The organism is Dyella lutea, from assembly GCF_024158035.1.
Taxonomy (GTDB): Bacteria; Pseudomonadota; Gammaproteobacteria; order Xanthomonadales; family Rhodanobacteraceae; genus Dyella_A; species Dyella_A lutea.
In genome coordinates, this window is sequence record NZ_JAMZEK010000001.1 from 1,323,762 (window position 1) to 1,343,882 (window position 20,121).

General features: G+C 69.8%; 16 protein-coding genes. 5 read left to right on the top strand and 11 right to left on the bottom strand.

Annotated elements, in window-relative coordinates; genetic code table 11:
• Positions 1-100: 100 nt before the first annotated feature.
• On the top strand, positions 101-4,213 hold the full coding sequence (locus NC595_RS05825) for a hypothetical protein (RefSeq protein ID WP_253565333.1): 4,113 nt from the start codon (positions 101-103) through the stop codon (positions 4,211-4,213).
• Entirely contained in the window at positions 4,206-5,027 is an 822-nt protein-coding gene (gene prmC, locus NC595_RS05830; protein WP_253565334.1) for a peptide chain release factor N(5)-glutamine methyltransferase, read from the top strand. Before NC595_RS05825 ends, prmC begins: the two co-directional genes overlap by 8 nt.
• Positions 5,028-5,042: 15 nt before the next feature.
• On the opposite strand, the gene dxs is transcribed toward prmC, so the two are convergent.
• On the bottom strand, positions 5,043-6,932 hold the full coding sequence (gene dxs / locus NC595_RS05835) for a 1-deoxy-D-xylulose-5-phosphate synthase (protein ID WP_253565335.1): 1,890 nt from the start codon (positions 6,930-6,932) through the stop codon (positions 5,043-5,045).
• A 142-nt stretch (positions 6,933-7,074) separates the two neighbouring features.
• Between dxs and NC595_RS05840 the strand changes: the two genes are divergently transcribed.
• Complete coding sequence (locus NC595_RS05840) at positions 7,075-7,488, top strand: low affinity iron permease family protein (protein WP_253565336.1); 414 nt, start codon at positions 7,075-7,077, stop codon at positions 7,486-7,488.
• Here the strand turns inward: NC595_RS05840 and NC595_RS05845 are convergent, their stop codons facing one another.
• Positions 7,489-8,088, bottom strand: coding sequence for an HNH endonuclease (locus NC595_RS05845; protein ID WP_017463987.1), 600 nt, complete (start codon positions 8,086-8,088; stop codon positions 7,489-7,491). It abuts the gene before it with no gap.
• 247 nt (positions 8,089-8,335) lie between these two features.
• On the opposite strand from NC595_RS05845, the gene NC595_RS05850 reads away from it, so the two are divergent.
• Complete coding sequence (locus NC595_RS05850; RefSeq protein ID WP_253565337.1) at positions 8,336-9,103, top strand: SapC family protein; 768 nt, start codon at positions 8,336-8,338, stop codon at positions 9,101-9,103.
• Between the two features lie 61 nt (positions 9,104-9,164).
• On the opposite strand, the gene NC595_RS05855 is transcribed toward NC595_RS05850, so the two are convergent.
• From NC595_RS05855 to NC595_RS05885, 7 genes are all read right to left on the bottom strand, one after another.
• Complete coding sequence (locus tag NC595_RS05855; protein WP_253565338.1) at positions 9,165-9,638, bottom strand: GNAT family N-acetyltransferase; 474 nt, start codon at positions 9,636-9,638, stop codon at positions 9,165-9,167.
• A gap of 80 nt (positions 9,639-9,718) precedes the next feature.
• Positions 9,719-10,681, bottom strand: coding sequence for a hypothetical protein (locus tag NC595_RS05860; RefSeq protein ID WP_253565339.1), 963 nt, complete (start codon positions 10,679-10,681; stop codon positions 9,719-9,721).
• A 64-nt stretch (positions 10,682-10,745) separates the two neighbouring features.
• Positions 10,746-12,878 carry a TonB-dependent copper receptor gene (locus NC595_RS05865; protein ID WP_253565340.1) on the bottom strand — a complete coding sequence of 711 codons (2,133 nt, stop codon included), beginning with the start codon at positions 12,876-12,878 and terminating at the stop codon, positions 10,746-10,748.
• Positions 12,879-13,005: 127 nt separating this feature from the next.
• A complete protein-coding gene (locus tag NC595_RS05870) occupies positions 13,006-13,374 on the bottom strand; it encodes a DUF2946 family protein (protein ID WP_253565341.1) in 369 nt (122 codons plus the stop codon).
• Positions 13,375-13,460: 86 nt separating this feature from the next.
• Positions 13,461-14,003 (bottom strand): TlpA family protein disulfide reductase, encoded by a 543-nt coding sequence (locus NC595_RS05875; protein ID WP_253565342.1) that lies wholly within the window; start codon positions 14,001-14,003, stop codon positions 13,461-13,463.
• Positions 14,004-14,134: 131 nt separating this feature from the next.
• Positions 14,135-15,925: an acyl-CoA dehydrogenase C-terminal domain-containing protein gene (locus tag NC595_RS05880; protein WP_253565343.1), complete on the bottom strand. Its 1,791-nt coding sequence runs from the start codon at positions 15,923-15,925 to the stop codon at positions 14,135-14,137.
• A gap of 40 nt (positions 15,926-15,965) precedes the next feature.
• A complete protein-coding gene (locus NC595_RS05885; protein WP_253565344.1) occupies positions 15,966-16,445 on the bottom strand; it encodes a hypothetical protein in 480 nt (159 codons plus the stop codon).
• 178 nt (positions 16,446-16,623) lie between these two features.
• On the opposite strand from NC595_RS05885, the gene NC595_RS05890 reads away from it, so the two are divergent.
• Positions 16,624-17,091, top strand: coding sequence for an SET domain-containing protein (locus NC595_RS05890; protein ID WP_253565345.1), 468 nt, complete (start codon positions 16,624-16,626; stop codon positions 17,089-17,091).
• 21 nt (positions 17,092-17,112) lie between these two features.
• On the opposite strand, the gene NC595_RS05895 is transcribed toward NC595_RS05890, so the two are convergent.
• The gene (locus NC595_RS05895; protein ID WP_253565346.1) at positions 17,113-18,402 is read right to left on the bottom strand and encodes a carbohydrate porin; all 1,290 of its coding nucleotides are present in this window, start codon (positions 18,400-18,402) and stop codon (positions 17,113-17,115) included.
• A 143-nt stretch (positions 18,403-18,545) separates the two neighbouring features.
• Positions 18,546-20,042 carry a glycerol kinase GlpK gene (gene glpK / locus NC595_RS05900; protein WP_253565347.1) on the bottom strand — a complete coding sequence of 499 codons (1,497 nt, stop codon included), beginning with the start codon at positions 20,040-20,042 and terminating at the stop codon, positions 18,546-18,548.
• Between the last annotated feature and the right edge of the window lie 79 nt (positions 20,043-20,121).

The window sequence follows — 20,121 nt, forward strand, 5'->3', positions numbered from 1 at the left end:
TGTCCTGTACGAGGCAGCGGTCGTCTGGGATGCAGGGCCGGGCGACCGCGGGTCGGCGCCTATACACTGCCTGCGCCCACGAACCGGGAAGGGGAACATCATGGACCGTCGTTCACGCGTGGTCGGCCTGCTGCTCGGCCTGCTGCTGGTCGCGCTGCCGCTGTGCGCGCAGGACATCCCGCCGGTGCTGCGGGATTGGCAGGGCTGGGTGTTGCATGGCGTGCAGCAGCAGACCTGTCCGCTGTTCAACAGCCCCGCTGCCGGACAGGGCGCCCGGCAATGCGCATGGTCCGGCGAGCTCGCTTTGGCCGCCGACGCCCACGGCGCACATTTCGTCCTGCCGGTACAGCTCGATGCACCCGCCTGGGTCGCCCTGCCGGGTAGCGCGGCGGCCTGGCCGCAAGAGGTGAAGGTCGACGGCCAGGAGCAACCGGTGCTCGCGCATGGCGGTACGCCGGCGGTCTGGCTCGCCGCAGGGACGCACCACATCGAGGGTGACCTGGCGTGGACCTCGCGGCCACCGTCGCTGGAGGTTCCCGCCTCGATCGCCCTGCTGTCGCTGACCGTCGACGGCAAGCCGGTCAGCCGGATCGAGCGTCACGGCAATCGCCTCACTCTGGGCGAGGCCACGGCCAGCGCGCGCGCCGCCGATGCGCTGTCGATCCGCGTCTACCGCCGCCTGCAGGATGGACTGCCGGCGATGCTGGAGACCCAGCTGCAGCTCAACGTGGCCGGCTCGCCGCGCGAGCTGTTGCTCGGCCCCGCCTTGCCGGCGGGCTTCGTCGCCACCGCGCTGGCCGGCGAACTGCCGGCGCGGCTGGAGGCCGACGGGCGCCTGCGCGTTCAACTGCGCCCGGGCGAGTGGACGCTGACCCTGCAGGCGCGAGATACCGCAGCACTGGATGCCGTGCACTGGACGCCGCCCGCCGCGCCCTGGCCGGCGCAGGAAACCTGGAGCTACGACGATGCCCCGCGTCTGCGCAGCACCCGCGTGCATGGCTTGGCGGTCGACGCCGGTCGCGCCGGGGTGCCGGACGACTGGTCCGACCTGCCGGCCTTCCAGGTCGATGCGAGCCATGGGCTGACGGTGACCGAGGGCACCCGCGGCGACGCGAACGGTCGCGGTGACCAGTTGCGCCTGCGGCGCGAACTGTGGCTGGATTTCGATGGCGGCGGTCTGTCCGTGCTCGACCGGCTGGGCGGCACCCTGCGTCATCCCGGACGTCTCGACGTGGCCGCACCCTGGCAACTGCTGCAGGCCAGCCAGGACGGCGAGCCGCTGCTGGTGACCACCGGCGCGCACGGTCTGCGCGGGGTCGAGCTGCGCGAGCGCCAGGCCGATATCGAAGCCGGCCTGCGCCTGCCGTCGCACGTCGGTAGCCTGCCGGTGAACGGCTGGCAGGTGCCGCTGGATGCGATCGACGCGACGTTGCAGTTGCCGGCGGGCTACCGCCTGCTCGGCGCGCCCGGGGCGGATCGCTCGCCGGATTCCTGGATCGCCCAGTGGAGCCTGCTCGACCTGTTCGTGGTCGCGCTGATCGCGCTGCTGGCCGGTCGCGCGCTGGGCTGGCCGTGGGCGGCGGTGGCCGCCGTGTTCCTGGTGCTGGCCCAGCAGGAGAGCGGCGTGCCGCGTTGGACCCTGGCGGTCGCGCTGGCGCTTGCCCTGCTGCTGCGCGCACTGCCGGAGGGGCGGTTGCGGCTGGTGGCGCGGGCCGGTGCGCTGGCAGCCTTCGTGCTGGCGTTGCTCTGGACCCTGCCGTTCGCTGCCACGCAGCTGCAGTACGCGCTGCACCCTCAACTGGAGCGGAGTTCCCGCGTCGCCGTGGACTACGCGCCCGAGACGGCCGGGCTGGCGGCAAGGGTGGAGAAGAAAGTGCAGACGCCGATGCTCGAGGTTGCCGATGAGCAGCGCCAGCGCGCGCTGCCGGCACCGCCTCTACCACCACCGCCGCGCGAGCCGGCGGCCCCCCCGGCGTTGGCTCTCAGTGCCATCAGCGTCAGCGGTTCATCCCTCGTGCCTCCGCTCGACGCCGCCAACCAGCAACTGGACAGCCGCAGCGTGGTGCAGGCCGGCGACGGTACGCCGTCCTGGCGGATGGGCAACGCCTACCGGCTGGGCTGGTCCGGCCCGGTGGCGGTGGGGCAGACCGCGCGCCTGCTGATCGCGCCGTCCTGGCTGGTGCGGCTGCTGCGCGTGCTGCTGGTGGGGCTGCTGGCCGTGCTGCTGTCGCGGCTGGTGCCGCTGCTGGTCGTTCCCATGCGTGCGCACTGGAAGCAATGGGCGCGTGGCGTGGCCGGCACGGCGCTGCTGCTGCTGGCGGTACTGCCACCGGCGTCGCACGCCCAGGCGGCGGATTCCGCGCTGCCGGACCCGCAGCTGCTGGAGCAGCTGCGCCAGCGACTCACCGAGGCGCCGCGCTGCGCACCGTCGTGCATGGCCGTGGCCGGTGCCCAGGTGCAGGCACAGGGCGACAGCCTGCTGGTGGTATTGCAGGCCGATGCCGGTGCGGTCGGCGGTATCGCGCTGCCGCGCACCGACGCGGCCGGCGGCCTGCTCGACGTGTCGGTCGACGGCCATCCGGCGACGCTGGTGCAGCAGGGCGACGCGGTCGTCGCGCGGATCGATCGCGGCGTGCACCGGATCGCGTTGAGCTACCGGCTGGACGGGCTGGACAGCAGCACGGTGTTCTTCCCGCTGCGCCCGGGTCGCGTGGTGTTCGCCGGCCAGGGCTGGACCGCCAGCGGCCTCGACGGCGACCGCCTGCTCGGCGACAGCCTCGGCCTGAGCCAGGTCCGCGCCGCCTCCGACGGCAGCGTGCAGACCGTGGCCCAGCGCTTCCCGCCGTACGTGACGGTGACCCGGCAGCTGGTGTTCGGCATCGACTGGATGGTGCAGACCACGGTCGAGCGCGTCGCGCCGGAATCGGGTGGCTTCAGCGTCGACATCCCGCTGCTCCCCGGCGAACACCCGCTGGGCGAGAACCTGCCGATCCACGACGGCAAGCTGCAGGTCGGCTTCACCGCCGATGCGCCCCGGATGACCTGGCGCAGCCGGCTCGATCATGCCGGCACGCTGACGCTCGCCGCGCCGCCACTGGCCGACCGCGCCGAGACCTGGCAGGTCGACAGTGCGCCGATGTGGCACGTCGAGGCGAAGGGCGTGCCGACCAGTGCCAGCGACTCGGGCCTCACCTTCGACCCGCTGCCGGGCGAGCAGCTGACCCTGACGTTGTCCGAGCCGGACGCGGTGGCCGGCGACAGCCTGGCCTTCGACCAGGCGCGGGCAGCGATGCAGGTGGGTGAGCGCTCCAGCGAGCTGACCCTGCAGCTGACTGCACGCAGCACCCGCGGCGGCGAACACGCCATCACCCTGCCGACCGGCGCGGAGCTGCTGCAGTCCAGTCGCGACGGCCAGGCGCTGGACCTGGCGATCCGCGACGGCAAGCTGAGCCTGCCGCTGCTGCCCGGCAGTCATGCCTACGCGCTGCAGCTGCGCATCCCCGTCGGGGTCGGTTTCCGCACGCTGATGAGCCGTGTCGACCTGCGCGCGCCGGTCGCCAACCTGTCGCTGGAGCTGGCTCCGCCGCAGGACCGCTGGGTGCTGTGGACCTGGGGGCCGCAGGACGGACCGGCAGTGCTGTACTGGTCGCAGCTGGCCGTGCTGCTGCTGGCCGCCTGGCTGCTGGCGCGGTTCGCGCCGACACCGCTGCGCTTCCACCAGTGGCTGCTGCTGGGGCTGGGTTTCTCGGCGTTCGCCTGGGGTGCCTACGCGCTGGTGGTGGCCTGGCTGATCGCGCTGGGACTGCGGGCGCGCGGCGTTCGCCTGGGCAACACCGCCTTCAACCTGGCGCAGATCGGCTTGGCCGCGCTCACCGCCGTGGCGCTGCTTGCGCTGGTCGGTGCGGTGCCGAACGGCCTGCTCGGCCTGCCCGACATGCATGTGGCCGGCAACGGTTCCAGCGCGTTCGACTTGCGCTGGTTCGCCGACCGCAGCGCCGGGCAACTGCCCGGGGCGGGCGTCGCCAGCGTGCCGCTGTGGGTCTACAAGCTGGCGATGCTGGCCTGGGCGCTGTGGTTGGCCAACGCGCTGATCGGCTGGCTGCGCTGGGCATTCGCGGCATGGAGCGAGGGCGGCTACTGGCGCGCCCGCGAGCGCCGGGCCAGCCCGCCGGACCTGCCGCCGGCCACGGGGGATCAAGCGACACATGACTGAAATCCGCCATGCCCTGGGCGATGCCGCGCGTCGTCTCGGCGATCGCGTCGATGCCGAGGTGCTGTTGCAGCACGTGTTGCGACGTCCGCCGAGCTGGCTGATCGCACATGCCGACGACGTGCTGTCGCTGGGAGACGAGCAGGTGTTCGTCGAACTCGTGCGCCGGCGTCTCGCCGGCGAGCCGGTGGCCTATATCACCGGCCGGCGCGGGTTCTGGTCGCTGGAGCTGGAGGTCACTCCGGCCACGCTGATCCCGCGGCCGGAAACCGAACTGCTGGTCGAGCTGGCGCTGGCGCGACTGCCGGACGATGGTGCCGCCGGCGTTGCCGATCTGGGCACCGGCAGCGGTGCGATCGCCCTGGCGATCGGCACGGAGCGGCCGCATGCGCGCGTCCTCGCGGTGGATGCGAGCGCTGCCGCACTCGAGGTGGCGCAGCGCAACGCGCGAAGGCTGTGCATCCCCAACGTTCGCTTTGTCGAGGGCGACTGGCTGGCACCGCTGGCCGGGCTGCGTTTCGACCTGGTCGTGTCCAACCCGCCGTACATCGAGGCGGATGATCCGCATCTGTCCCGGGGCGACCTGCGCTTCGAGCCGGCCAGCGCCCTGGCCTCGGGTACCGACGGCCTGGACGACATCCGGCGCATCGTGGCCGACGCCCGCGACGTGCTGGAACCCGGCGGCTGGCTGTTGTTCGAGCACGGCTGGAACCAGGGCGAAGCCTGCCGCGCGCTGCTGCAGGCGGCCGGCTACCGCGAGATGTTCACGGCGCAGGACCTGGAGCAGCGCGACCGCGTCAGCGGTGGCCGGCGCTGAGTCGCGTGCCCGTACTCAGCCGGTGCTGACGCTGGTGGCTACCAGATTTGGAAAGCGTGCGCGGATGGCGTTGCGGATCGAGGGCAGATCCAGTCCGGCCATGCTGAGCACCTCCTCGCGGCTGCCGTGCTCCAGATACACGTCGGGCAAGCCCAGATGGAGGATCGGCAGAGTGATGCCATGCGCGGCCAGGCACTCGGCGACCGCCGAGCCGGCACCGCCGGCCACCGCGTTGTCTTCCAGCGTGACGAAGGCGGCGTGGGTCTTCGCCAGCTCCACCAGCATCGCCTCGTCGAGCGGCTTGACGAAGCGCATGTTGACCAGGGTGGCGTCCAGTTCGGCGGCGACCACGGCGGCCGGCGCCAGCATCGCGCCGAACGAGAGCAGGGCGAGACCGCGGCCGCGGCGGCGCAGCTCGGCCTTGCCGATCGGCAGCGTGTCCAGCTCGGCTCGCAGCGTCGCGCCGGGACCGCTGCCGCGCGGGTAACGCACGGCGGCCGGGCCTTCGTAGGCGAAGCCGGTGGAGAGCATCGTGCGGCACTCGTTCTCGTCGGCCGGGGCCATGATCACCATGTTCGGCAGGCAGCGCAGGAACGACAGGTCGAAGCTGCCGGCGTGGGTGGCGCCATCCGGGCCGACCACGCCGGCGCGGTCGATCGCGAAGGTGACGTCCAGGTTCTGCAGCGCCACGTCGTGGATCGCCTGGTCGTAGGCGCGCTGCAGGAAGGTGGAGTAGATCGCCACCACCGGCTTGGCGCCCTCGCAGGCCATGCCGGCGGCGAGCGTCACCGCGTGCTGCTCGGCGATCGCCACGTCGAAGTAGCGCTCCGGGTATTCCTTCGAGAACCGCACCAGCCCCGAGCCTTCGCGCATCGCCGGGGTGATGCCCATCAGGCGGTCGTCGGTCGCGGCCTGGTCGCACAGCCAGTCGCTGAACACGTCGGTGTAGGTGGGCTTGGCCGGGGCGGACCTCTTCACCAGGCCGGCCTGCGGGTCGAACGGGCCCACCGCGTGGTACTCGATCTGCGCCTGTTCGGCCGGGGCGTAGCCCTTGCCCTTGGTGGTGATCACGTGCAGCAGCTGCGGGCCGGGCAGGTCCTTCACCGTGCGCAGCGCGGCGAGCAGCTGCGGCAGGTTGTGGCCGTCGATCGGGCCGGTGTAGTGGAAGCCCAGCTCCTCGAACAGCGTGGAGGGGACGAACATGCCCTTGGCGTGCTCTTCCCAGCGTTTGAAGAAACGCCCCATCAGCGACTGTTTCGGAATTGCCCGCTTGGCCCGCTCGCGCCAGGCGTTGAGGGTGTGGCTGGCCATCGCCCGGGCCATCATCTTGGTCAGCGCGCCGACGTTCTCGCTGATCGACATGCCGTTGTCGTTGAACACCACCAGCATGTTCGGTTCCACGTCGCCGCCGTGGTTGAGCGCCTCGAAGGCCATGCCGGCGGTCATCGCGCCGTCGCCGATCACGGCCACGAACTTGCGGTCGTCGCCGCGGCGCTGCGCGGCGATCGCCATGCCCAGCGCGGCCGAGATCGAGGTGGAGGAATGGCCGACACCGAAGGTGTCGTACTCGCTCTCCTCGCGGCGCGGGAACGGCGCCAGGCCGTCCTTCTTCTTGATCGTGGTGATGCGGTCGCGGCGGCCGGTGAGGATCTTGTGGGGGTAGCACTGGTGGCCGACGTCCCAGACCAGCCGGTCGCGCGGCGTGTCGAACACGTGGTGTAGGGCCACGGTCAGCTCGACCACGCCCAGTCCCGCGCCGAAATGCCCGCCGGAGCTGGCCACGGCTTCGATGAGGTACTGGCGCAGCTCGTCGGCGACGGCCGGCAGTTCCTCCTCGGGAACGCGGCGCAGGTCGGCGGGCGTGGCGATGGGCGCCAGATGGGGATAGCGGGACAGGTCGATCATCCGCATATTGTTGGCCTGCCGGAGGGGCGGGGCAAGGGCGGAAGGCGGCCCGTGACGGGCGCCTTCACATTCACCGTCCCGTCCACGACCGCCCGGCATGCTGTGCAGCTGTCGACACCCAAGTCCCTGCAGGAGTCCGTACATGGCCGATTCCAAGCTGTTCCGCCGGTTCGCCGCGGCCACTTCGCGGGCCGCCGGCAGGCCCGCTGCTTTCATCACGGCCACGCTGATCATCGTGGTCTGGGCCCTGACCGGGCCGCTGTTCGGCTTCGGCGACACCTGGCAGCTGGTGATCAACACCGGCACCACCATCATCACCTTCCTGATGGTGTTCCTGATCCAGAACACCCAGAACCGGGATTCGGCGGCGCTGCAGATCAAGCTGGACGAGCTGATCCGCTCCAGCCGCGCGCACAACGCCCTGCTGGCGCTGGAGGAACTGGACGATGCGACACTCGACCGCATCCGCAAGCATTACAGCCGGCTGGCCGATCGCGGTCGCAGCGAGCTGGACAACGTGGAGGAGGCCCTCGGCGACGAGGACGACGAGATCTGATCAGGCGTGCGCGGCGCGGCGGTCGCGCGGCAGGTGGTTGACCAGGAACTCCATCTGGTCGGCCAGGATGTTGCGGTTGGACAGGATCAGGTGTTCCACCCAGCTCGGCCGGTACGGCACGGCCAGCAGCGGCATGTGCGCCTGCTGCGGCGTGCGGTTGGCCTTGCGCAGGTTGCAGGCCAGGCAGGCGCTGACCACGTTTTCCCACTCGTCGCGGCCGCCCTTGGAGACCGGCTGCACATGGTCGCGTGTCAGCTCGCCGCGGCTGTAGTGGTTGCCGCAATACAGGCAGAGGTGGCGGTCGCGGGCGAACAGCGCGGTGTTGGTCAGCGCCGGGGCCGGGTCGATGGCGTGGTCGCGGCAGTGTCCGGTGCTGGCGATGATCGGGTGCAGGTCCAGCGTGCTCTGCGTGCCCAGCGCACGGTTGATGCCGCCGTGGACGGTCAGGCAGGGTTCGCCGAGGGTCCACGCCACGGCCTCGCGTACATAGAGGCAAGCCGCGTCCTGCCAGCTGATCCAGTCGAGGATCCGGCCGGAGGCGTCCAGCGACAGTACCCGGGTCGAATGCAGATCGGCCCGAAGCGGCACTTCCATCAGCATGCAGTCCTTCCTTCGATCAGGGGAAAACGCGCAGCGATGCAACCGTGAACTCCCGCCGAGCATAGCCCATCTTTGTTGCCGTTCGCATGCAAATCCTTGATGCGTCAGGGACAAGGGGGCGCCGCCCGGGCGTTCGCGGGCGGCGGTGGGCGCTGTTATAGTGGTCGTTCGTCTTGAGACCCGGGCCGGGTTTGGGAGGGGGAGCCGACGGTGGCAACCCCGGCGCGGCTGGGCAGAGGTAAACAACGTGGCAGAAGTCTTTTTCTACGAGCGCCCCGTGCCGCTCAACCGCACCGCCCACAAGGACCTGCGCCTGAAGGGCGTGCCGAGCCTGAAGTTCGCGGCCAACGTGCATTCGGTGCCGCTGACCGGCGTCGAGTTTCCCGCCGCGGCCCGCGACATGCCGATCCTGTTCGCCGGCACCGACGTCAAGGAAGCCGGTCCAATGGCCCTGCTTGGCCTGCGCCAGAACGAGAACCTGTTCGTCGACGCGAACGGACAGTGGATCCCGGGCGCCTACGTGCCTGCCTTCATCCGCCGCTATCCGTTCATCCTGGCGGAGAAGCCGAAAGACCAGGAAGGCGACGACTTCACCGTGTTCCTGGACGAGGCCTATGAAGGCTTCAGCAGCGACGAGGGTGAGCGCCTGTTCAAGGAAGACGGCACCGATGCGGAGATGCTGACCAACGCCGTGAACTTCCTCGGCGAGTTCCAGCAGCATGTCGCCCGCACGCACTGGTTCATGGACCAGCTGCGCAAGCACGACCTGCTCGAGCCGCGCAACATCCGGCTGGAGAAGGACGGCAAGACGATCAACCTCAATGGCCTGTTCGTGGTCAACGAGGAAAAGCTGCGCCAGCTCGACGAAAAGACCGCGCACGAGTTCCTGAAGGACGGCACGATGGGCTGGATCTACGCCCACCTGCTGTCGCTGGCCAACATCGATCGCGTGTCGGCCCGCCTGAACGAACGTGAGCAGGTCGAAGCGGCGACCGGCAGCACCACGGTCAACTGATCGTCACGGTGATCGATCCCGGACCCGCGGCCGCCCAGCGGCCGCGGGTCTTCTTTTGCGCTCAGCGCACCGGCTTGGCCATGCGCAGCAGGTCGGTGCCGTAGCCCGCCGCTTCGTACAGCGCGCGGGCCCGGTCGTTGCCGGGGAACACGGCCAGCGTGACCAGCGCGCAGCGGTGCTCGCGGGCCCAATCCTCGGCATGCTGCAGCAGGGCGCGTCCCACCCCCTTTCGCTCGTGGCCCGGCGCTACCGCCAGGTCGGAGATGTGGCAGTTGGTGCGGCCGGTGAAGAAATCCTGGGCCTTCTGCAGGTGCAGGAAGCCGACCCGCTCGCCGTCGGCGTCCTCGGCGACGAACAGGAAGCTGTTCGGCGGTTGGTCGTCCAGGTGATGTGCGATGTCGCGGCGGATGCCTTCGATGCATTCGTGTCGTCGCCGCCAGGTTGGCAGGTCGAACTGGACGAAGCGCGGGACCAGGCCGAGGATGAAGTCGTCGTCGTCCTCGGCCAGGCGGATCAGGAGGGAGGGCTCGTTCATGCGTTCGGGTCGCAGCCGGATGTGCCTCCGGTTCTACACCGACGCGCGGGTGCGACGGAAGCCCCGGCTGCGGTCCGTGGCTAGAGGCGGAGCTGCACGCCGGCCGACCACAGCCGTCCCGGTTCGATCTGCAGCCCGTTGACGTGCTCGTGCACCGGCACCTGCAGGAACACGAAGGCGTCCACGCGACGGCCCAGCTTCACGCCCAGCCCGGGGCTGAGATAGGCCAGCGTGGCGCCGCTGTTGGTGCGGTCGGCGAAGGCGCCGCTCTCGCGCTGCTCGCCATGCAGGTTGAGCTGTACCTGCGGCACGAACAAGCCGGCGTCGAGATAGCGCAGGCCCAGGTTCACGTTGAGCGAATTGCCCGGACGGAAGCCGTCGCGGGCGTTCATCGCCACCTCGCCCATGGCCTGACCGAAATAGCCGACCGAGTCGCTGAGGTAGCCGAACTTGTAGACGCCGAACAGTGCGTCGGTGGTGCCGGTGCCGCGCTGCAGGCCGCGATCCAGCAGCTCGCCGGCGGCGCTGCCGGCGTCGAAGGTCTGCTTGAACGTGCCGGTGGCCAGCTTCACGCCGAACTGCACGCCCAGGCCCGCATCCGGGCTGAAGCCCTGATAGCGGGCGACCACGCGGATGTCGCCGATGCCCTGTCCGTGGGAGGACGACAGCGTGCTCTCGCCTTCCGGCCAGGTCTGGTGGTCGCGGCTGAACCACGGCAGTTGCACGGATATCCCCCAGGCCCGGTTGAAGCTGTAGTCGGCTCCGAGCAGCGTGTTGCGGTTGATGGTCCTGCGCTGCAGTTCGTTGTCGCTGGGTAGGCGGATGCTGCCGAAGGCGACGCGGTCGGAGCCGGACACGAGGCGCGATTGGTCGAAATAGTCCTGGCGCAGGCTCAGGTGCAGGCCGCGTGAGGTGGCATAACCCTGGCTGGCCCAGTCGGAGTTGAGCGAGCAGCCGCAGGTCGAGCAGGCCGTAGCGATGCCGGGCAGGACGGCGAGCACGAGGGCGGCGGTCGGGACGAGGGAGCGTGACAGGCGATTCATGGCGGATTCCTTGGAATGCGGGGCCAAGGTACGCCTCGTGGCGCACCCCGGAGTCTGATCTGGGTCAGAGGCGGATGGCGAGCTTCATCCAGGCGGTGCGCCCGGGTTCGTTCACGCGTGCGGTATTGACGTAGCCGACCAGCCCCGCCGGGGCGGCGTTTAGGTGTTCGGCGTAGGCCTTGTCCAGCAGGTTGTCGATGCCGGCGCTGAGCGTCAGGTGCCGGTCGAGACGGTAGCTGCCGTTGAGCGAGAGCACGCCGAAGCCGCCGCTGGTTCCCAGGTCCTGGCCGACGATGTTGCCCTCGTCGACCGCGACCCGATGCTGGGCCGTGGCGATACGCCAGAGCGTGCCCAGCGACCACGCGTCGCGTGCGTAGGTGAGTCCGAAGCGGGCTTCCAGTGGCGGCATCTGCGGCAGCGGGCGATGTTCGGTGCGGTTTTCGCCCCAGGCATAGCTGAGCGAGGCGTCCCCGCTCCAGTGCGGATCGAACGCATAGCTCACGCCGGCTTCGCCGCCGGCGATGCGCGCCTGCACGTTGCTGGCCCTCCCCGTGCCCATCGCGGGGGCCGGGTAGTGCATCAGGATGAAGTCCTGCACCACGCCGGCGTAGCCGGAGACCCAGGCCTTCATGCGGGCGTCGCGGTACTGCAGGCCGATGTCCAGCTGGGTGGTGCGTTCCGGCTGCAGGTTGCGGAAGCTGGTGACGGATTTATCCACATGCCCGCCGAACAGCTCCCAGTAGTCGGGGAAGCGTTCGACGTGGCCAATGCCGGCGTAGAACGTGGCCGGTGCGGAGGCGAGGTCCTGCTCGTAGCGCACGAAGCCCGACGGCAGGGTGTCGGAGCGATCCGCCGTGACCGTGGTGGTCATGCTGCTGCCCATGCCGCCGCTCATCCCGCCGCTCATTCCACCCCCCATGCCTCCCGTGCCGGAGGAAGGCAGGGTGAGCTGGTAGCCGCGGGCCTGCGCGCGATCCAGCCGGACGCCGCCGATCACGCGCTGGCGGGGCGCGAGAGTCCAGTGCAGTTCGCCGAACGCGCCGACGTCGCGCATGCGGGCGTCGCGCAGGCGCGGCAGCCGGCGGTAGTCGTTCATGCTGTCCGGCGGGCCGCCATTGCGCACGGTGTGCGCATTGGTCGAGCCGTCCACGCCGGCGACCAGCTCCAGCACCTCGTCCCAGCGCCAGGTGCCGGCGATGCGCCCGCCGCTGGTGCGCCGGGCCACGTTGGAGGCCATCGCCATCGGCATCATGCTGGCCGGATCGGGCTGGCGCAGCGTGTAGTTGTCCATCACGTGGTCGGCGTAATTGGTATACGCCTGCACTTCCAGCGTGTCCCAATGACGCGTGAGGTGCTGCTGTACCAGGGTCAGGCCGACGCTTTCGCGCAGAAACTGCGAGCCATCCATGCCGCTGAAGGCATAGGCGGCCTGGCCGTTGCCCTCGCCGACGGCCAGTTCCAGCCGGGTGTCGTCGCTGGGGGTCCAGCCCACGGTGGTGTCGACGTTCCAGCGGTCGTAGCGCGAGTGCACGCGGTGGCCGGCGCCGTCGGCGTAGTCCTGCGAATGGGTGTGGTTGGCGGCAATCCCCAGGTAGCCGGTCGGGGCGCCGGCGCGCAGGTCGAGGTTCTGGTCGTTGCGGCCCCAGGAGCCGCCGAGCACGCTGGCGTCGACGCGGTAACCCGGTTCGGCGTAGCGGCTGAAGTCGCGGTCGAAGCGCACCACACCGGCCGAGTTGCCGGGCCCGTAGATCACCGTTTCCGGGCCCTTGATCACGGTGACGCGATCGTAGTTTTCCGGCGCGATGTAAGCGGTCGGCGGATCCATCCGCGAGGGGCAGCCGCCGGCGATCTGGCCGCCGTCCATCTGGATGCCCAGACGCGAGCCGCTCATGCCGCGCAGCACCGGATCGCCATTGCTGCCGCCTTTGCGGATCACCGAGAAGCCGGGAATGCTCCTGAGCAGGTCGGCGCCGTCGCTGGCCGGCACCGGCTGGCGCGGGGCCTTCGGATCGGTCACCACGGTGAGCGGACTGTCCTGCATCGGTGCGGTCACCACCACTGGAGCCAGCTCGGTGGCCGGGTTCGCATCGGTGGCGAGCGCAGGGCCGGCAAGTGCCAGCGTGATGGCGCCGCCAAGAGCGCGAGGCAGGAAACGGGCGTGCACAGGCGCACGCCGATGAAGCGTCGGATGAGTCATGGAAATCCCTGGAATCGGCAACGACGCGCGGCATGCGGACCGCGCGCGATCACGGGGCGGATGTGCTGGCCGACCGGCGGTCCGGAGGGGCCGGCGACGGGCGGTCAGCTATCCGCGTGGCGTGGGTTCAGGCGTGCGCGACGACAGGAGGGCCGCGGGGCGCGGCAGCGAGCAGCACGATCGTGCTGCGTTCGGGCGGCCGGACGGCAGTGGGCGACGGACTGGCCAGCACCCGCCCGGGGACCTGTACCGGCGATGCGTCGGGCAGCATCGAGTGCCCGGCCATCATGCCGCAGTAGCCGCACTTCTCCAGCAAGTGGCCGGCCGGCGGGGTCTGCGTGCCGTCCGGATGGTGCACGCCGCAGGCACCGATACTGACCAGCGAATCCAGCGGGTTCGCCAGCGTCTGCGACACCACGGGCGCGACGATCGTCAGCCACAGGGCGACGATGGCGAGCCAGGCGACGAAGCCTTGTTGGCGGCGTGGGATGGGCACGGAAAGACGGTCTGGCGATCTCGGCGATCCTGCATCTTGTCACGGTCGCCGGGGCGACCGTAAGCCGCTGCGGCAGGGTGCCGCTGTCAGTGCGGGGCGACGGCCTGCTGCTTCGTTGCGTCGGCCAGCAGGCCGTTGATCTCGGCGAGGATCCCCTCGAGATCGCTCTCGTCGTAACCCACGTGCAGGTCGGCCAGCGTGCCGTCCGGATGGAAGATCGCCATCACCGGGATGCCGTCGTCGCTGCCGTAGGGGCGTCCGACGCTGCCGTCGCCGTCACGGCTCATCAGCAGGCTCGGCAGGATGCGATGCATGTTGCGCGACACCGCGGCGAACGTCCGCACACTCTCGCGGTGATTCACGGCCACGATCTGCAGCGGCAGGTGCTTCTGGATCGCCACCTGCTGGATGCTGCCCAGGGTGGGCATCTCCTTCATGCAGTAGCCGCACCAAGTGGCCCAGAAACTCACCACTACCACCTTGCCGCGCAGGGACGAAAGCGTGAGATGGGTGCCGTCGCGCGTGACGCCCAGCGTGTCCGGCGGCGTGTCGCCGGGTTTCAGCATCGCCCCGGCGAAGGCGTGGGTGCAGGCAAGCAGGCAGGCGAACAGCATGGCGGTCCGACGCATGGATTTCCCCCGGTGAAGGTCCGCAGCGTAGCAATCGCTTCGGCCCGGCGACAGTGGTCGTGAGATCGGCTGTCGCGCAAGAAAAAAGCGCCCGGCAGGACCGGGCGCTTCGGGGGGGGGCGTCGACAGTGTCAGGCGATCTGGGGCAGCGTCGCCACGCCGGCCTCGATGCCGGCCTGGTGCATCAGGCAGCGCGGCAGGATGCGGGCGAAGTAGAACGCCGCGGTGTCGCGCTTGGCCTGCTTGAACGTCTCCGCCTGGCCGCTCTTGTCCGCCGCGGCGACGCTCTTCGCCCACAGATAGGCGAGGGTGATGTAGCCGGAGTAGTACAGGTAGTCGTTGGCCGCTGCGCCCAGCTCTTCCGGGTTGGCTTGGATGCGGCCGGCCAGCTTCATGGTCAGCTCACCCCACTGCTTGGTGTAGACGGCGAGCGGACCGATCATTGCGCGCAGCGACTCGTCGGCGCTGTGCTGCTGGCAGAACGCGCTGATCTCCTCCAGGAAATGCCGGAAGCCCACGCCCTGGAGCTGGAGGATCTTGCGGCCGAGCAGGTCGGCCGCCTGGATGCCGGTGGTGCCTTCGTACAGCGTGGTGATGCGGGCGTCGCGGGCGAACTGCTCCATGCCGTTTTCGCCGATGTAGCCGTGGCCGCCGTAGATCTGCAGCGCTTCCTTGGTGCACTCGATCGACAGCTCGGTGACCAGTGCCTTGGAGATCGGGATCAGGAAAGCGACCAGCTCGCTCGCCTTCTGACGCGTGGCTTCGTCCTTGGCACGCGCCTCGACGTCTACCTGCAGCGCGTTGTACAGCACCAGCAGGCGCGAGCCTTCGACGAAGGCGCGCTGGGTCAGCAGCATGCGGCGCACGTCCGGCTGCACCAGCAGGTTGTCGGCCGGCTTGTCGGGGAACTTCGCACCCGACAGCGCACGCGACTGCAAGCGCTCGCGGGCGTAGTTGAGGCTGTTCTGCAACGCGCGCTCGGACAGCGCCAGACCTTGCACGCCGACCGACAGGCGGGCGGCATTCATCATGGTGAACATCGCCATCAGGCCTTTGTGCGGCTGGCCGATCAGGTAGCCCTCGGCTTCGTCGAAGTTCATCACGCAGGTGGCCGAGCCCTTGATGCCCATCTTGTGTTCGATGGCGCCGGCGTAGGCGCTGTTGCGCTCGCCCAGCGAACCGTCGGCATTCACCTTGAACTTCGGCACGATGAACATCGAGATGCCGCGGCTGCCGGTCGGGGCGTCGGGCAGGCGGGCCAGCACCAGGTGCACGATGTTTTCGGCCAGGTCGTGCTCGCCGGCGCTGATGAAGATCTTGGTGCCGGTGATCTTGTAGGTGGTGGCGTCGTGGAGGCCCTTGCCGGCGGGCTCGGCGCGGGTCTTCAGCAGACCGAGGTCGGAACCGGCCTGCGGTTCGGTCAGGCACATCGTGCCGGTCCAGTCGCCAGAGACGATGCGGCTCATGAACAGCTGGCGCTGCCACTCCTCGCCGTGCAGTTCCATCGCGTGGCAGGCGCCCTCGGAGAGCAGCGGATAGAGGCTCCACGACAGGTTGCCGGACTGGAACAGCTCGGTGGTGGCGGTGCCCAGCACCGCCGGCAGCGCCTGGCCGCCGTAGGCTTCCGGCATGGTCAGGCCGGCCCAGCCGCCTTCGGCGAACGTCTTGAAGGCTTCCTTGAAACCCTTCGGCGTGGTCACCGTATGGGTGGCCTTGTCGTAGTGGCAGCCTTCCTGGTCGCCCGGCCAGTTGGTCGGTGCGAGCACCTGCTCGGCCAGCTTGCCGGCTTCCTCCAGCACGGCGTCGAGCAGGTCGCGGGTGTGGCCGTCGCCACCTTCCAGCCCGGTCAGCACCGCTTCGGCGCCGAGGACGTCGAAGAGGGCGAAGCGCTGGTCGTCGAGAGGGGCCTTGTAGAGCGTCATGGCGGTGTCCTTCGGTGGAATGCGTGGATCGGAAGACGGATCAGCGGAACGTGCCGGGAATGCCCGGCACCGGCGACAGCCAGTCGTTGCCGCTGAAGTCGAAGTCGCGCGGCTGTTTTTCCTGCTCGGGCTTTGCGCGTGCGGTGCCGTTCACCCGATAGGGCAGCGAGCCGGCGCTGCCCTTGGCCGCGACGGCGGCCAGCGCCGCGGTCATCTGCGGGGTGGGCAGAACGTCGATGTCGACCACGTCGCCGGAAAGGGCGGGGATGTCGCGCTTGAAGCTGCCGTGCAGGCGCACCGGCTCGAGCTGCGCCACCTGCAGCGTGCCCTCCAGCGAGGTGAAGTCCATCTCGCCGTAGCTGTTGTTCTGGATCCGCACGGTGAGGTGCCATCCGCCATCGGGCTGGACCTGCAGCTGCTGGATGCTGACCGCCGGCGGGAACACGCTCTTGCGCGGCGGCCCGCAGGCGACCAGGCCCAGGGCGAGCACGGTGGGGGCGATCCAGCGGGGCAGGCGCATCACGGCTTCTCCAAACGATCGTTTGAATGGCCGATTCTACCCATCTTTGCATGGCGGCCGAAACCGTACCTGCCTCGGAGCCGGAACGGTTGCGGCCAGTTCATCGCCGCGGCGCGCGGTTTCAACGTTCATGCCGAACGGGCATCATCGGGGTTTCGTCTCCCAACGGATTGTCCGCATGCCCGCACGTTTCGTCGCCCGCCGTTCGCCCATCCATGGCAATGGCGTGTTCGCCACCGAGGTGATCCGCAAGGGCGAGGAAGTCGTCCAGTACAAGGGCACGTTGATGACCCACGCCGAGGCGGACGAGCTGTACGGCGATGGCGGCGAGACCGGGCACACCTTCCTGTTCACGCTCAACGACCACTACATCATCGACGCCAACCGCAACGGCAACACGGCGCGCTGGATCAACCACAGCTGCGATCCGAACTGTCGCGCGGTGGTGGAGGAGAGCCCTGGCGGCGATCCGCGCAGGGACAAGGTGGTGATCGAGGCGATCCGCACGATCAAGCCCGGCGAGGAGCTCACCTACAACTACGGCATCGTGCTGGAAGTGCCGCACACGGCACGGCTGAAGAAGCTGTGGAAGTGCCTGTGCGGCTCGCCCAAGTGCACCGGCACGCTGCTGCAGCCCAAGCGCTGAAGCCGCGCGCCGGCGCGCGCATCAGAACGTCGCCGCCAGGCGCAGCCCGAGCACGGTGGCGGTGCCGGCGTCCGGGTTGCCGCCCGGATGTCGCACGCGCTGCACGCTGGGCATCAGCGACAGGCCGGGCACCACTTCGGCGCTGTAGTTGAGCTCCAGTACCGACTCGCTGCCGGGCACCGCCAGCGGTCCCATGCCGTGGGCATTGGCCAGCCGGGCCGCTTCCACCGCGCGGCCACTGACGCGGTTCTGCCCCCAGGCCAGGCCAATGCGGTCATGCGGCCGCGCCGCGAACGGCGCCTGGTACAGCAAGCCCACCGACACCATGCGGTCGACGCGGTCGGTGTCGCTGTCCGCGCGTATCAGGTTGCCGAACGCGGTGAGCCCGCCGCCGGCGACGTTGCGGGTGAGCTGCTGCTTCACCAGCGCATAGCTGCCCTGCGTGCTGCTCCTCTGCAGGGCGTCTGCGCCGGTGAGCACACGGGGCGCGCCGTCGACGTCGAGCAGCAGGTCCGGCGCGCTGGCGCTGTTGCGCCAGGCGCCGATCCGCCAGCTGCCCGGCAACGCGTGGCTGCCGGCATCCAGCGCGGTGTCCCAGCCCGCCTCGCCGACCACCAGGGTGCCGGTGCTGCGGCCCGGCGTGCCCAGCTTCAGCCCTTGCGAGGGATCGGCGTTGCGCGGGTTGACGTCGAACGCGCCGACGCGGATGTACCACGCCGACGCCGGGTTGAGCCGGATCACCCCGCCGAGCTGGCTCACCGGCCACGAGTACCAGCCCGGGGTGATGTAGCCGGGCAGGCTGCCGCAGAAGCTCAGGTTCTCGAAGTCGCACGACAGCGGATAGAAGTCTGCGTTGAGGTCCATGCGGCCGGCCTTGATGTCCAGTCGGCCCTGCCAGAGCTGCTGTTCGAGGTAGAAGCGGGTGAGCCGGGTGACGTTGCCGGCGCCGTAGATCTCGTGGGTTTCTAGCAGGGTGCCGAGGCCGGCGCGCGCATCGAGCTGGTGGCCGTTGCGGTTGGTGATGTCCACATGCAGCGAGCCGCCGCGCCAGCCGAACAGCGTGTCGAAGTCGAACGCGGCGCCGAGGTGGATCTGGTCGGCATAGGCGGTGGCGTCGTGCGTGCCGCCGGTGGTGTTGCGCAGCCACTCGCCCACGTAGTCGGCGGAGAGGTCGATGCCCTGATCGTGCAGGCGCGTGCGCGCGCCGTGCCAGTCGCCGGTGAGGGTGTTCTCGCCGCTGGCGTGGACACAAGCGGTGGCGCCGAGCGCGAGGCAGGCGGCCAGCGCGGCGCTGATGGATGAAGGACGCATGGTGGTGACTCCATGGCAGATGGGCCACGCGCCGGCGACGGACCGCACGGGCCCGCGGGCCGCCGGGCGGCCCGGTATCGACAAGTCGGGGAGACGCGCCCGCGTTGGCGGACGCGCCGGTGCGGATCGCTAGGTGCGGATCGCTAGGTGCGGAAGCCCATCGTGGCCTCGACCGCGCGCTGCCAACCCTCGTACAGCGACGCGCGGCGCTCGTCGGCCATCGCCGGTTCGAAGCGCCGGTCGACCGCCCACTGACGGGCGATCTCCTCGCGGCTGCCCCAGAACCCGGTGGCCAGCCCGGCCAGGTAGGCCGCGCCCAGCGCGGTGGTTTCGGCCACCTCCGGCCGCAGCACCGGCACGCCCAGGATGTCGCTCTGGAACTGGGCGAGGAACTCGTTGGCGATGGCGCCGCCGTCGGCGCGCAGTTCCTTCAGGTCGATGCCGGCGTCCACCTGCATCGCCGCGAGCACGTCGCGGGTCTGGTAGGCCATCGATTCCAGCGCGGCGCGGATGAAGTGCTCCTTGGTGGTGCCGCGCGAAAGGCCAAACACCGCCCCGCGCACGTCGCTGCGCCAGTACGGCGCGCCCAGGCCGACGAACGCCGGCACGATGTACACGCCATCGCTGTCCAGCGCGCGCTCGGCGTAGGCCTGCGAGTCGCTGGCCTTGCCCAGCATGCGCAGGCCGTCGCGCAGCCACTGCACCACCGAGCCGGCGACGAAGATGCTGCCCTCCAGCGCGTACTCCACCTTGCCGTCCACGCCCCAGGCCACGGTGGTGACCAGGCCGTTCTTCGACGCCACCGCCTTCTCGCCGGTGTTCATCAGCAGGAAGCAGCCGGTGCCGTAGGTGTTCTTGGCCATGCCCGGCGCGAAGCAGGCCTGGCCGAACAGCGCGGCCTGCTGGTCGCCGGCGACGCCGGCGATCGGCACCGTGTGGCCGTAGAAATACTGCCCCTCGGTGTGCCCGTAGACCTCGCTGGAGGAGCGCACCTCCGGCAGCATGGCGCGCGGCACGTCGAGCATGGCCAGCAGCTCGTCGTCCCAGTCCAGCGTGTGGATGTTGTACATCAGTGTGCGCGAGGCGTTGGTCACGTCGGTGACGTGCACCTTGCCGCCGGTGAGGTTCCAGATCACCCAGCTGTCGATGGTGCCGAACAGCAGCTCGCCGCGTCTGGCCCGTTCGCGTGCGCCCTCGACGTGGTCGAGGATCCACTTCACCTTGGTGCCGGAGAAATACGCGTCGATCAGCAGGCCGGTCTTGGCGCGCACCATGTCGTCGTGGCCGGCGGCCTTGAGCTCGTCGCAGATGGCGCGGGTCTGGCGCGACTGCCACACGATCGCGTTGTGGATCGGCTGGCCGGTGGCCTTGTCCCACACCACGGTGGTCTCGCGCTGGTTGGTGATGCCGATGCCGGCGATCGCGGTGGCCTTCACCTGCAGGTTGTTCAACAGCTCGGTGATGGTGGTGTAGACGCTGGTCATGATCTCGCGCGGGTTGTGCTCGACCCAGCCCGGCTGCGGGAAGATCTGGCTGAATTCGCGCTGCGCGGTGCCGACGATCTTGCCGGCGCGGTCGAACAGGATGGCGCGCGAGCTGGTGGTGCCCTGGTCGATCGCGAGGATGTACTGCTTGTCCATGGATGGCTCCTGGTCAGGCGGGTGACGGCGCGAAGAGCGGGCCGGCTGCGCCTGCGGGTTGTTCGTCTAAGAATGCCGG

What these genes read in the sequence shown, in the direction of transcription:
- NC595_RS05825 (WP_253565333.1), top strand. Translation starts at nt 101, where the DNA reads ATGGACCGTCGTTCACGCGTGGTCGGCCTGCTGCTCGGCCTGCTGCTG.
- prmC (WP_253565334.1), top strand. Translation starts at nt 4,206, where the DNA reads ATGACTGAAATCCGCCATGCCCTGGGCGATGCCGCGCGTCGTCTCGGC.
- dxs (WP_253565335.1), bottom strand. Translation starts at nt 6,932, where the DNA reads ATGATCGACCTGTCCCGCTATCCCCATCTGGCGCCCATCGCCACGCCC.
- NC595_RS05840 (WP_253565336.1), top strand. Translation starts at nt 7,075, where the DNA reads ATGGCCGATTCCAAGCTGTTCCGCCGGTTCGCCGCGGCCACTTCGCGG.
- NC595_RS05845 (WP_017463987.1), bottom strand. Translation starts at nt 8,088, where the DNA reads ATGCTGATGGAAGTGCCGCTTCGGGCCGATCTGCATTCGACCCGGGTA.
- NC595_RS05855 (WP_253565338.1), bottom strand. Translation starts at nt 9,638, where the DNA reads ATGAACGAGCCCTCCCTCCTGATCCGCCTGGCCGAGGACGACGACGAC.
- NC595_RS05860 (WP_253565339.1), bottom strand. Translation starts at nt 10,681, where the DNA reads ATGAATCGCCTGTCACGCTCCCTCGTCCCGACCGCCGCCCTCGTGCTC.
- NC595_RS05865 (WP_253565340.1), bottom strand. Translation starts at nt 12,878, where the DNA reads ATGACTCATCCGACGCTTCATCGGCGTGCGCCTGTGCACGCCCGTTTC.
- NC595_RS05875 (WP_253565342.1), bottom strand. Translation starts at nt 14,003, where the DNA reads ATGCGTCGGACCGCCATGCTGTTCGCCTGCCTGCTTGCCTGCACCCAC.
- NC595_RS05880 (WP_253565343.1), bottom strand. Translation starts at nt 15,925, where the DNA reads ATGACGCTCTACAAGGCCCCTCTCGACGACCAGCGCTTCGCCCTCTTC.
- NC595_RS05885 (WP_253565344.1), bottom strand. Translation starts at nt 16,445, where the DNA reads ATGCGCCTGCCCCGCTGGATCGCCCCCACCGTGCTCGCCCTGGGCCTG.
- NC595_RS05890 (WP_253565345.1), top strand. Translation starts at nt 16,624, where the DNA reads ATGCCCGCACGTTTCGTCGCCCGCCGTTCGCCCATCCATGGCAATGGC.
- NC595_RS05895 (WP_253565346.1), bottom strand. Translation starts at nt 18,402, where the DNA reads ATGCGTCCTTCATCCATCAGCGCCGCGCTGGCCGCCTGCCTCGCGCTC.
- glpK (WP_253565347.1), bottom strand. Translation starts at nt 20,042, where the DNA reads ATGGACAAGCAGTACATCCTCGCGATCGACCAGGGCACCACCAGCTCG.